Raw genomic sequence first — 12,799 nt, 5'->3', positions numbered from 1 at the left:
TACATAAGGGCTATCTACACTAGAGTCATAATAAGCTAACTTCAAATCATCGAACTGGAATGCAAGAAAATAATTAAAAGGGGCATTTGTATATGTCTGCTGTGACACTTAAAGAGGTATTACAAACGGAAAAAACTATTTTAAAGAATCTTTACTCCTTGTATCTTCATGACCTCTCAAACTTCACTCCCATGATAGAAATTGGAGCAAATGGTTTTTTTGAATTCGAAGATTTGGAAAAGTTTTGGGAAGTAGATGGGCTTTCTCCATATTTTATACAATTAGATGATAGTATTATAGGTTTTATATTACTCTTAGAGCGACCTTTTCTAAAAAAAGAATACGACTTGGGAGTAAATGATATTTTTATACTTAATAAATACAGAGGGAAAGGAATTGGAAAGCAAGTCATTAAAAAAATATTTAAAGAAAGACAGGGAAAGTATTTTGTAATTGAACTTATTGAAAATAAGAGCGCCGTTTCATTCTGGAAAAAAGTATATGGTGAATGCAATATTCATTATGAAGAAAGACAAGACATAATTGATGGTGATCCATGTTTCATTCAAACATTTAAAATTTAATAGAGCGCCGCACGATATACAGATTCATTAACACAATTAATATGAGATAAACAGAAGAAATTCAATTTTCTCAGCACGAATATAATAAAGAATGGTATGCGAATAGAAAAGAGGTACTAATAATATGATAGAAATGCAAACAAAGAATGATAGAAAGCTCACAAATCAACTTTCAAAGTGGGCAATTGGTTTTCACATCGGTCTTATATCCGTTTTTTCTATCATTGGACTTGGATTTATCACCTTAGCGGTATTATCAATGGCGAATCAGTACACAAGCGTGTTTTTTATCGCAGGTATTTTGTTTATTTGTCTAGGCTGGTTTTGCTATAAAAACCTTCGAAAATACCTCGATTATGTTTTCAAAATAGAATTAAGACAGAAAGGATATTATGCGTATTTTAAAGATAAAAAGAAAAATGAAGAAAGTGAAGTATTTTTGACTTATGATCAGATGGAATATGTATTAATAGGGATGGATTACAAACTTATCCCAAGACATAAGTATCGACTAGGCGAGTGGACCGCTCGGCTTATTCCCCATAGGGCAGCAAAATTTATGTTCTTTGGCAAGAATTCGAACGATCAGGATAAAGTTCTTTCTTTTACTCATCTCGATCTTGCGACAACTAATGCTTGGATTGACATACTTCAGTCCAATAATGTGACGATATATCACACCGACATGGCTTTAAGCGCAACACCTCACACTACTGCTGGAATAGAATCAGTGCCCAAACATCCATATGAGGGTTCCCTTTTATTCAGGCCTGGGACTGAAGCTGAAGGTATCGACAATATTTTGTTTACAGATTCTCAAAAAAAGGTTTTGGAACAAAAAACAATCACCAATCGAAAAAAAGGCTTTTACTTAATTTTACTTCTTACTTTCCTGCAAATAATCATGATTTATTTCTGGTTCCCTACATGGGACATGGAAGCAGGTATATTTAGTGATGATTCAGGTGTATTTATGGCAGGGTGTTTTACTGTCATGGCTACATTCGCCATCTACATTTATAAGACAAAAGTTAAGTGGTATGAGCCAATTATAGATATGTTAATTCTCGGGGCTGGAATATGGCTAGGTACCATAATTGCACCTGTAACCCACCCCGACTTTCCATCAGCTGTAAAGGGCTACTCGATGACTATTATCATCATCATACTTATTGGATTTTACCTATTGAAATTATTTGATTGGAGGGATAAGAGAAAGAAAGAGAGGGCGATTAATAGACAAAAAAATGCCAGTTAATAAAACACCTGCAAATTAATATTGTGTCCTTGTGACCAAATAGTAGATTAGTGCATTCATTCTAGTGTTTATGTATTGACTATGTGTTTCCCCGAATATATAAACACCTAAATAAAGGAAAGTCGGTTAATGTTTTTAGGTTTTAATCTATTGGTATTCATACGAAATTTAGGAGGACTAACTTATGCAAAAAGTAGTTGAAAGAATAAATTATTGGATAGAAAAATTACCAGAAGAGTACGATTCTATGTTTGAAAAAGATATTTCTAATCGACCATTACCTCATAAATGGTCTAAAAAAGAAATTCTAGGGCATTTATGTGATTCTGCCATAAATAATATTGAGAGGTTTATAAAAATTCAATATGAAGAACAAGTATATGTTATTCAATCGTATAATCAAGACCAATGGGTAATGCTTCAGAATTATCAAGATAGACCAGTAGATGAAATAGTAACCCTTTTCCAGACATTAAATAAACAAATTGTTACTATCGTTCAAAATATTCCCGACGAAAAACTATCCAACCTTTGTGATATAGGGAATAATCAACATAAGACACTTGATTGGCTTATTCAAGATTATATTGTGCATATGGAACACCATATTCACAATCAAATTTTAATAAAAAAGTAGGAACTTAAAATATGAAGATAAATAAAAATAAGAAATTTAGACCTATGATAGTTCTACGGAATATTTTTTTAGCTATAGTAGTGGCATTTCTTATTTGGATACTTTTTAGCAACATAATGATGGCATATGAACAAAAACAGTACCCACCAGTTGGTGAATTAGTGGAGGTTAGTGATGAAAACATGCACATTTATTTAAGGGGTGATGGCGAGCATACGATAGTTTTATTAAGTGGTCTTGGAACTGCAGCACCCACATTGGATTTTGAACCTTTGGTAAATGAACTATCAAAGAATAATAAGGTAGTAGTGATAGAACCGTTTGGATACGGATGGAGTGAAATAACCGACAAGGAACAAACAGTGGAAAACATAGTAGAGGAAATAAGAATGGCTCTAAAAACCGCTAACATAGATGGACCATACATATTAATGCCTCATTCAATTTCTGGCATTTATACAATGTATTTTGCTAATAATTATCCAGAGGAAATTAAAGCGATCATCGGAATCGGACAGAAGATGAAGGAAGATTATTTTATTTTGGCGTAGTACCTATTATGAGAGGTCAAGGACTGGGGGCAAACATCCACAAAATAATACCCCTGCAAAAATGGTTCAAATTTTGTCGGGATCGGATTTCTCTACTTGCTAAAATGAGATAGATGGGAGGTCATTGAGGTGGATTCGATTCAAAACATGAACAAAGCGTTAGCCTATATTGAGGCCAATCTTGACGATGAAATAGACTTTCAGTTAGTGGCGAGAATTGCGTGTTGTTCGGAACATCAATTCAATCGATTGTTTTCTTTCTTAGCTGGAATTGGCTTAGCGGAGTATATTCGGAATAGACGTCTTACTTTGGCCGCGATGGAACTGCAGTCCAATGATGTTAAAGTAATTGATCTGGCTGTGAAATACAGATATAGTTCACCAGATTCTTTTTCGAGATCCTTTCAAAGTTTACACGGAATAACTCCCTCAATGGCAAAGGAAAACGGCAATCTTCTAAAAGCGTATCCGCCAATGACCTTCCAATTAACAATCAAAGGCGGTGGCGAGATGAATTTTCACTTTGTGATAAAGAAAGCTTTCAAAATTGTTGGAATCAAGGAGACAGTAGACACAACGGACGGCGAATTTTATCCTGAGATTTGGAATGAACTTGAGAATGATGACCTTCTAAACAAGCTGAAATCCTTATCAAATACGGATTTCCCAGAGATTCTGCATGTGAGTGCAAATATTACAGCCAACAGCCGGGATTATTATATTTCGGTTGCAACAACAAAGGATGCTCCACAAGAGTTTACGACGTTAGAGATTCCGGCAGTGACTTGGGTTATTTTCAAAACTTCAGGTCCACAGCCTGAAACTATGTTGAAGACCTGGGAGCGAATTTATGCGGAGTGGTTACCTTCGTCAGGTTATGAACTAGCTGAATCAATCGAATTTATCCGCGATTTGAATGATCCAAAAGATTTATCGGCAAATGAAATCTGGATTCCTGTGAAAAAGAGATAGGTAACTACAAGAAAAGGTGTGAGAATGATGAAACTAAATCATTTAAATCTGACAATGACTGATGTTTCAGCTTCTCGCGAGTTTTTAGAAAAGTATTTTGGGGTTATTAATTAGTAACACAAAGAAAAGAATAGCGGCCTACAAAAACGTTGGCTGCTATTCTTTTTTTCTTTTCTTTCTCCTTTGTTGTTCAATTGAAAAGAAAAATAAAGCCACAACAACTAGTAAACTTAAAAAGAATAGTAAGATACCATTCCAACTACCGTTAAATAAATTTATATTTATGGAAGTTGATATAAACATTAGCAAAATAATAAACATTAAAATTTGATCGGTCCTCAATTAATCACCTTGTCCTTTCTTATTTCTTAAATAGTTTCAACAATACAATTGCTAATAAAAATGTAAACTCATATTCAATAGATGAATCCATGTTTCCTTTATCTATTGTTCTACCATTGCACTTGATAATGTTTTCCTTATAACCTACTTAAATGTTCATGTATTAATCTCCACTCACCATCATGCAATGTAAAAACATTAGTCGCCCTCCCACTACCAGATACAAACTCTCCAAGGTAATATCCTTCGTAATGATATGTATAAATACAAGTAGCGACTTGATCACTAGCAGCAATCCATTGGACGTCTGTAGCAGAGTAAACTTCTTCTTTAATAGTATTCCAGGAATTCATAAAGTAGCTACCGATTTGTTCATTGGAAATACAATTTTGATCAGTAAACCAGTATAATGCTTGAGGGTGTAGTACTGCTTTTACATTATTAAAATCATGTGAGTTAGTGGCTTCAATATATTTATCTAGCGCTTCAATATATCCCATTGCTCATCACCTCTCCTTTAGTCATAGTATACCATTTCTCCTACCAACTTCACCCTACACCTCCAATTCTACCGAGGTGAACACCGAGATACGAAAATATACGATTAACATATTTATACTTTCTTTCTGACCCATACCAAAAAACACCTCCTTTTGGTTCTCTCATTCTTAATCGAAATGAGCGTCCAAAAAGAGGTATGTTGAGTCAAATTATATTAATCTTTTTTCAATCGTGCAGCAAAGTAATTGCCGAGTGATTGTAATCCTTGTACTAAAATAATCAGCAGAATAACGGTTACGTACATCACATCTACTTCATATCGTAAGTGACCATATCGATATGCGAGGTCACCGAGGCCTCCACCGCCAACTAAGCCCGCCATGGCAGATGCTCCGATTAGTCCAATAATCGCAATTGTTAATCCAAGTACAATAGCAGAGCGAGATTCCCGTACAAGTACATGCCAGACGATATGTCTCGTCTTAATCCCCATCGCTTCATATGCTTCAATGACACCGCGGTTTACTTCCAGTAAGGCAGACTCCATTAACCGAGCGATATAAGGAGCCGTATAAACGACTAATGGTACGATAACCCCTTTGACTCCAATTGACGTTCCGACAATGAATTTTGTAAAAGGGAGAATGAAGAATAATAGAATAATAAACGGCACCGAACGAATAATATTGATCACGATATTCAGCACATTATAGACGAACTTATTACTGAGCGCTTTCCCCGGTCTCGTTAAAACAAGCAGAATTCCCAGCGGTAACCCAATCAAGACGGAAATAGCAAGAGAAATACCGACCATCTGAAATGTTTGAATCGTCGACGTCCATAAATCTGAACCCCATGCATCAAGAAACGCGTTGATTTTCTCCATCGAACGTCACTCCTTCCACATGTACTTGTTGATCTTGTAAAAACTGGAATGCATCATTTATCTCCGCTTGTTCTCCTTTGAAGTGAACAAGCAGCTGACCGAATGCTTCTTCCTTAATTCGTGTAATACTGCCGGACAAGATGTTTGGATAGATATCATACTTTTTCGTTACGAGCGCAAGTGCCGGATCTCCTGATGATTCGCCGAAGAACGATAATTTGGCTACTTGCCCATTCTCACTCAAGCGATCGATTAAATCATCCGGAATATCATGCGAGAATAAACTATTCACAAAACGCTTCGTTGTCCGTTGCTGTGGTGAGATAAAAATATCTTTGGTATTGCCTTCCTCAATCACTTCGCCATTTTCCATGACTGCGACCCGATCGCAAATTCGCTGGATGACATTCATCTCATGCGTAATGAGCAAGATCGTAATCCCGAGTTCCTTATTGATTCGTAACAATAGATCTAAAATCGCTTCCGTTGTATCTGGATCGAGTGCACTTGTCGCTTCATCACTTAACAGAACTTCTGGCTCATGAGACAATGCCCGCGCAATAGCCACTCGTTGCTTTTGCCCACCGGAGAGCTCTGACGGGTATGCATCATGCTTGTCGGCTAAGCCAACGATATCCAAGTATTTCTGTACGCGGTCCTTTACTGCCTGTTTATCGAGGCCAGTTAGTTTCAGCGGAATCGCGATATTCTCGTAGACCGTTGCTGTTTTTAATAGATTGAACCCCTGAAAAATCATTCCGATATGACTTCTGGTTTCCCGGAGTTTTCCTGATTTCAACGTGGTTAATTCTACATCATTCACTTTGACCGATCCTTTGTCAGGCTGTTCCAGTAAATTTACACAACGAATCAATGTACTCTTCCCTGCACCACTATAGCCGATAACCCCATAGATTTCCCCTTTTTCAACGGATACAGAAACATTTTTCAATGCCTGAATATCTCCTTGTTTTCCTGAAAAAGTCTTTGTGATGTTCGTTAATTCAATCATTTGTTTATGCTCCTTCCGTTGCGCTCATTTCCTTACTCTCTTACCAAGAAGGAATGAGCGATCCACCAAATTCCTCTTCGATGAATGTTTTGACTTCTTCACTGCGATAAATATCTGCTAGTTTCTGGATGATTTCATCGTCTTCATTTTCTGCCCTCACCGCAGCATGATTAATGTAAGGAGAATCTTTCGGCTCAATAAAAATAGAGTCTTCCGTAGGGGTAAATCCAGCTTCGATAGCAAAATTTGTATTAATCGCAGCTGCATCCAATTCCTCTAACTGACGTGCAATCTGTGCAGGATCTAGTTCCACAAATTCATAGTTGCCGTTATTCTTTTCAATATCACGAACAGTAGAATTAATTCCTGTCTCCGGATCCAACTCAATTAAACCAGCTTGTTCAAATAGTAAAAGTGCACGACCGCTATTGGTAGGGTCACTAGGCAGTCCAATCGTTGCTCCCTCTGGCAATTCAGACACATCACCAACGTCTAATGAATAAATCCCCATCGGGAAAGTAACCGTATCAAAAGATTTCACTAAATCTAGGTTTCTATCTTCTTTAATAGCATTAAAATAAGGTTCCGTTTGGAAGATATTTAAATCAATCTCCCCTTCATCCAAAGCAACGTTTGGCATTACATAATCCGTGAACACCTTTGACTCGATTTCGATGCCTTCCTCTTCGGCTAGTTCCGTTACTTTTCCAAGAATCTCTTCATGTGGTCCTGCCGTAACCCCGATAACTAATTTTTCATCATCATACAATCCTTCACTTGCCCCGCTAGAATCTTCACTGCCACACGCAACCAAAAATGCTATTGCTAAACATACGATCGCTGTTAATAATCCTTTTTTCATGATGTTTTCTCTCCTCTTTTTTCCGTGTAATAGGCTTGATTATATTTCTCTACTTGCTGTAACGCATCTGCTAATGATTCCGCTGTAACTTCTTTATTCATAAAATGAATCGACTCTTGCGGCAGAATTACTTTCTGAATGATTTTCTCCATGAGCTCCTCATTGGTTATATCAATTCCGATACCCTGTAAACTAGACGGCAATTTCCATTGATCGTAAAAATCAAGTAAACGCAAAAGCTCATCCACTTTGTTTTCGAATGCTAGCTGGCCAAGGATTCCGTATGCCACAAGCTCTCCGTGCAAGAAGTCTTTTGCCTCGCTTGCTTCCGTTAATCCATTATGCAGTGAATGCGCTCCTGCAATTCTCCCTGCTTTATCACCAAATCCGCCTACCATTCCGCCCGTGATGATAATTGCTTCTATAACGCGGATGAATGCAGGTGTTACTTGTTTATCGCTGACAGCATCCAGTGCAGCTTTTCCGTCCTTCAGTAATACATCTCGACAAATACCTGCGGAGAATTGCGAAACTTTCACCGGCACAGGCGCTTCTTCATTCGGATAAAAACTCTCGATCAAAGCATCCGCTTCATAAAACTTTGCCAGCGTGTCGCCTATCCCCGCTCTTAAGTATTCGATAGGAGCCTGGGCAATAATCGCCGGTTCTACTAAAACAAGCGTCGTTGCTAACGGTAAATCCGTGTAATGTGTAAATGCTCCTTCATTGTCATAAAAGACACTGAGTGGCGTCCATGCAGCACAAGTAGCAGCAATTGTCGGGATTAAAATTGATTTAACATCTGCTTTCACAGCTGCAGCCTTCGTAATATCCAGCGCAGTCCCGCCACCAATACCAATCACCGCTTCAATAGAATCTTGATGAAGCTGTTCTGCTATTTCCTCTGCTTTTTCAACCGTGGTATGACCGTCAATAAAGATGATATGCGCTTCTACTTGATTCACTATCGATAAAGGTAAATACGGCTTTGCCGCCTGCCATGATTTCTTCCCTGCGATAACTTGTATATGCTCAACGGACAGTTCTTCAAGGAGTACAGGAATTTCCTCTAAGACATCAGAACCAATCCGATAATGACCAGGAGCTCCTTTTACAATCGATGTAGACATAAACCCTTCCTCTTTTCTCATGTTGTGAATTTTTTGGGAAACTAAAAATGCCTCCCGATTTGAATTCGAGAGGCATAACATAACAATATATAAGTCATTCATCACCTCTCTTATTTCTCAAAATACCATCCGTATTTTGCAGGATTTAGCACCTTTTCAACATTGGAAATAAAATGAACGGTTGCCGGGCGTCACAGGGCCAGTCCCTCAGCCACTCTCAATAAGAGATATTAGCGTATTTAATTTTAATTATCATACTATTACGGTTTTTATTAATTGTCAATAAGGGATTTGGGTTTTTTGAGTAAACGGGCAGCAAAAAACTACTATTCTTATACTGAGTATATTTTCTTAAAATTCAGTAAATATATTGACATAGGAAATTATAACTTTTAAGATAGACTCATATATAAATGAGAGCGCTTTATTATAGCGGGAATCGGATTCAGCCATTGGGGGACGTGTTCTACAAAAACTAGTGAAGTCACAGATAATCCTATTACATTTTAACAAATAGGATCATCGCTTCTAAACCTCGGGAGGTGTATTCTCCGCAACAATTCTAAGAAATAAACCAGGAGAAGCAGGAAAGCCATTCAAATCTAATTTTTCGATCCTTTACGCCTTTTTGAACTTGTACGACTAATACAAAAAAGAAGGGAATAAAGAAAATGAAAAAACAACTGTTATGGTATTCACCTATTATCGCTATGTTACTGTTTAGTTTTACAATAGAACCGTTCTCCTCACACATAAACGCGGAAAGTAAAAACACGGAAGTAGAATACGAATTTTACCCAACGCCCCAGAGTGTCGAATACATGGAAGGTGAGCTAACCCTCAACAAGGATATTCAAGTTGTTTATGATGACACGATTGATGATGCCACAAAGAAAAAAGTAACCGAAATATTCGCCACCAATAACCTGCCCATACCGGAAATCACAGATGAACCTTCCGAAGATACCATTACTCTTTTTGTCGGAACCGTAGAATCTGGTGGGCCAGCAGCAAAGAATGCGGAGGATACACTTAATTCGAATAATATGGACTTTGAGCAAATCGATGCTTATCAATTGAGAATTGACCATAATACGATCACAGTGATTGGAAAAGATACCGATGCTGCATTTTATGGGATTGCCTCGCTCGAAAAAATTCTCAACCAGCGTTCTGATAATCAAATTAAACACTTAGAAATTAACGATTATGCGAATACGAAAGTGAGAGGATTTATCGAAGGTTATTACGGCATACCCTGGAGTAATGATGATCGTAAATCTTTGATGGAATTCGGTGGACAATTCAAGGCGAATTCCTATGTCTTCGCTCCGAAAGACGATCCATATCATAGGGAACAATGGGAAGAACCCTATCCTGAAGATATGTTAGAAGAGATTGGCGAATTGGCAGAAGTTGGGCGTGAGAGTAAAACGCAATTTGTTTGGACCATCTCCCCGCTTGGCGAAGTTGCTGAAATTGCCCGTGAAGAAGGCGAAGAAGCTGCCATGGCATTACTCGATGAAAACACAGAAAAAATGCTTACGAAATTCGATCAATTATACGACGTAGGTGTGCGACAGTTTGGCGTTTTAGGTGACGATGTTGGTTCGCTGCCATTAGATTATGTCGCTGAACTGATGAATTCTGTTTCAGAATGGGCTGAGCAAAAAGGTGATGTGAGGGATACACTGTATACGCCTGCAGCCTATAATTCTGCTTGGGCTTGGGATGGCGGAGAAGAATTAAATAGACTCGAAGAAGCCTTTGACGAGAACATCCACATTCTTTGGACGGGGGAAAATACCGTCGCTCCGGTCGAGCAATATACCATCGACCGCTTTAAACATCGTGATAATAATGGTGTGGTACGTCGCGATCCACTTTTTTGGCTAAATTGGCCGGTGAATGACATTGATATGACTCGTGTGTTCCTTGGAAAAGGAGACATGCTGGAACCCGGTATAGAAAATCTTGCAGGAGTAGTAACCAACCCAATGCAAGAAGCTCAGGCCTCAAAGGTTGCGATTTTTGCCGTTGCGGACTATGCATGGAACACAGAATCCTTTGATGCTCCAACTAGCTGGGAAGACAGCATGAAGTATATTGAACCAGACGCAACAGATGCGTTCCATACGCTAACCCAACATATGGCGCATGCAGAGCCGCAGAATGGACTGGAAGCAAATGAAAGCGAACATATCAAACACTTACTAGAAGAAACATTGTCTCGCATCGATAACGATCAACCGCTTGGAGATGTTGCACCTGAACTACTAGATGAACTGAGTCTCATTGCAGCGGCAGGAGACGAATTTTTAGGAGAATCCAAAAACGAAGCATTGAAAGAGGAACTCGAGCCATTTGTCCACTCACTTCAAGATATGGTTCTAGCAAACATCGAGTATATCCAATTTTATCAAGACTTAGAGAATGAGGATATAGAAAGCGCGAAGGAACACTATATATCTGGTACGGTTTTACGAGATCAGAGCTTGAGTCATGAACGCCCAATGTTGGGTGAAGAAGATACCGTCTACGCTAAACCTGCCGGTAAAAAGCTACAACCATTTACAGATGATATAGAAGACTATGTTATCCAAAAAGCAAAAGAATTGATGGATGTAGGGGTGATGAAAGCATTCGTCGATCAATATGCTGAAATAGGGAAAATTGAACAAGGAGAAGACGTACGTTTATTGCAAACCCACCTGACTTCCATCGAACATTATGTAAAAGAAGAATCCTACAACAAAGCGATAAAACACATGGAATCCTTTAAAAGATTAGTAGACACATTCCTAGAAGAAGGAAAAATCGATCAACAAGCAGCAGCCCAATTAACGGAACTAGCTGATGTGTTAATCGAAAAGTGGATAAATTAGGCATGTGTTTATGAAGAACAAAGAGGTAGTGGCCGATTGAGCTACTACCTTTATTGATCAAGGATTATTGATATTGCTTAGCAACACTCACAATCTCTTCCTTGTATAAAAGTATATCATTTACACTTTTTAATTTATGTGTGGTTTTTAATTCATCATTCAATTGAATATATTTATTATTTGTATTAAAACCTAATCTACATATCCATTTACGTATATTATCATCTAAAAGCACATTAAAGTAACTCTTATTATCTCGGTAGTAGACTCTATTGGCCTCTATATTCTCTTGAAGCATTAATTTAATTAAAACATAACCTTCAATCTCTTCTTCTGTCGTAACAACAATGGGTTCATCTGCTACTTTTTCAAGTTCCTCAATTACCTCTGCTTCAGTCGATGAAGCAACCTCCACATCTACTTTTTCGGCCAAGCTAGCATCATTTCCATCCGTTGAACTTAATGCCTTTTGTAGCTTATCATTAACTTTTTCATTAACAAATTGATTAAGTGACTTTTTTACAATATCTCTAAAATTATCAATCACTTTTTTTGTCTTTACCCCTTGGTATACATCATTTAAGACAAACTTTATAAATTCTTCGCTAGGTTCTTCCCATTGTTGCGTCAAGAAATTCTTGATTTCATTAGAATACTTTAAATCAGATGCAGTCGTTAATACATTTTCTACATCAAAAAAATTCTTCCTGAATTTAGCTAATTCTAAAAAATGATTCTCTCTTATTTCTAGTAAATTAAATATAAAAAATGGCTTTTCATCCATCTTATTCGATTCCTCTAAGTCAGTATAGAACTTATATTCAATTCCATTCGTTAATATAGCAAACTTTGCTTTAGTGGTCCCGAAATATCGAAATAACTGTGAATCATGCTTATGTAATTTTTCGTGGACACTTTTAGCTTCAATTAAAATTACCGGATTTCCATGTTCCATTATTGCATAATCAATTTTTTCCCCTTTTTTAATGCCAACATCCGCTATAAATTCAGGTACAAATTCTTCAGGATTAAAAACATCATAACCTAGCGCTTGTATTAAAGGCATAATTAATGAAGTTTTCGTTGCTTCCTCTGTTTGAATGTTATCTTTAATCCTTTCAATTCTACTTGAGAGTGTCTTAATTTGTTGAATAAAACTATCCATATAACCCCTCCTTT

The 12,799-nt window shown here is 37.5% G+C and carries 12 protein-coding genes, 1 pseudogene and 1 riboswitch; of the genes and pseudogenes, 7 read left to right on the top strand and 6 right to left on the bottom strand.

What is annotated here, in order from left to right:
* The first annotated feature begins 92 nt into the window (after positions 1-92).
* From ABC346_RS04910 to ABC346_RS04885, 6 genes and pseudogenes are all read left to right on the top strand, one after another.
* Entirely contained in the window at positions 93-584 is a 492-nt protein-coding gene (locus tag ABC346_RS04910; RefSeq protein ID WP_413233802.1) for a GNAT family N-acetyltransferase, read from the top strand.
* 124 nt (positions 585-708) lie between these two features.
* Positions 709-1,842 (top strand): hypothetical protein, encoded by a 1,134-nt coding sequence (locus tag ABC346_RS04905; protein ID WP_413233801.1) that lies wholly within the window; start codon positions 709-711, stop codon positions 1,840-1,842.
* 184 nt (positions 1,843-2,026) lie between these two features.
* The gene (locus ABC346_RS04900; protein ID WP_413233800.1) at positions 2,027-2,479 is read left to right on the top strand and encodes a DinB family protein; all 453 of its coding nucleotides are present in this window, start codon (positions 2,027-2,029) and stop codon (positions 2,477-2,479) included.
* An 11-nt stretch (positions 2,480-2,490) separates the two neighbouring features.
* On the top strand, positions 2,491-3,030 hold the full coding sequence (locus ABC346_RS04895; RefSeq protein ID WP_413233799.1) for an alpha/beta fold hydrolase: 540 nt from the start codon (positions 2,491-2,493) through the stop codon (positions 3,028-3,030).
* 129 nt (positions 3,031-3,159) lie between these two features.
* Complete coding sequence (locus ABC346_RS04890) at positions 3,160-4,002, top strand: AraC family transcriptional regulator (protein ID WP_413233798.1); 843 nt, start codon at positions 3,160-3,162, stop codon at positions 4,000-4,002.
* Positions 4,003-4,029: 27 nt separating this feature from the next.
* A pseudogene (locus tag ABC346_RS04885) lies at positions 4,030-4,110 on the top strand (VOC family protein); the annotation flags it as partial.
* Between the two features lie 371 nt (positions 4,111-4,481).
* Here the strand turns inward: ABC346_RS04885 and ABC346_RS04880 are convergent.
* The 5 genes from ABC346_RS04880 to ABC346_RS04860 all read right to left on the bottom strand — a co-directional run bounded on the left by ABC346_RS04880 (position 4,482) and on the right by ABC346_RS04860 (position 8,816).
* Positions 4,482-4,844 (bottom strand): YybH family protein, encoded by a 363-nt coding sequence (locus ABC346_RS04880; RefSeq protein WP_413233797.1) that lies wholly within the window; start codon positions 4,842-4,844, stop codon positions 4,482-4,484.
* A gap of 215 nt (positions 4,845-5,059) precedes the next feature.
* Complete coding sequence (locus ABC346_RS04875) at positions 5,060-5,731, bottom strand: methionine ABC transporter permease (protein WP_413233796.1); 672 nt, start codon at positions 5,729-5,731, stop codon at positions 5,060-5,062.
* Positions 5,706-6,743, bottom strand: a complete 1,038-nt coding sequence (locus ABC346_RS04870; protein WP_413233795.1) for a methionine ABC transporter ATP-binding protein — start codon at positions 6,741-6,743, stop codon at positions 5,706-5,708. The genes ABC346_RS04875 and ABC346_RS04870 overlap by 26 nt, the downstream gene beginning before the upstream one ends.
* Positions 6,744-6,783: 40 nt before the next feature.
* On the bottom strand, positions 6,784-7,605 hold the full coding sequence (locus ABC346_RS04865; RefSeq protein WP_413233794.1) for a MetQ/NlpA family ABC transporter substrate-binding protein: 822 nt from the start codon (positions 7,603-7,605) through the stop codon (positions 6,784-6,786).
* Complete coding sequence (locus ABC346_RS04860; protein WP_413233793.1) at positions 7,602-8,816, bottom strand: iron-containing alcohol dehydrogenase family protein; 1,215 nt, start codon at positions 8,814-8,816, stop codon at positions 7,602-7,604. Before ABC346_RS04860 ends, ABC346_RS04865 begins: the two co-directional genes overlap by 4 nt.
* 26 nt (positions 8,817-8,842) lie before the next feature.
* Positions 8,843-8,962: riboswitch (SAM riboswitch) on the bottom strand.
* A 444-nt stretch (positions 8,963-9,406) separates the two neighbouring features.
* Here ABC346_RS04860 and ABC346_RS04855 point away from each other — a divergent pair.
* A complete protein-coding gene (locus tag ABC346_RS04855; protein ID WP_413233792.1) occupies positions 9,407-11,620 on the top strand; it encodes a glycoside hydrolase family 84 protein in 2,214 nt (737 codons plus the stop codon).
* A gap of 64 nt (positions 11,621-11,684) precedes the next feature.
* On the opposite strand, the gene ABC346_RS04850 is transcribed toward ABC346_RS04855, so the two are convergent.
* Positions 11,685-12,785 carry a type I restriction endonuclease gene (locus ABC346_RS04850; RefSeq protein WP_413233791.1) on the bottom strand — a complete coding sequence of 367 codons (1,101 nt, stop codon included), beginning with the start codon at positions 12,783-12,785 and terminating at the stop codon, positions 11,685-11,687.
* Between the last annotated feature and the right edge of the window lie 14 nt (positions 12,786-12,799).

The organism is Oceanobacillus phoenicis (genome assembly GCF_047238145.1).
GTDB lineage: Bacteria > Bacillota > Bacilli > Bacillales > Amphibacillaceae > Oceanobacillus.
The sequence above is the reverse complement of the archived record's forward strand: the minus strand, read 5'-3'. Positions and strand labels throughout refer to the sequence as shown.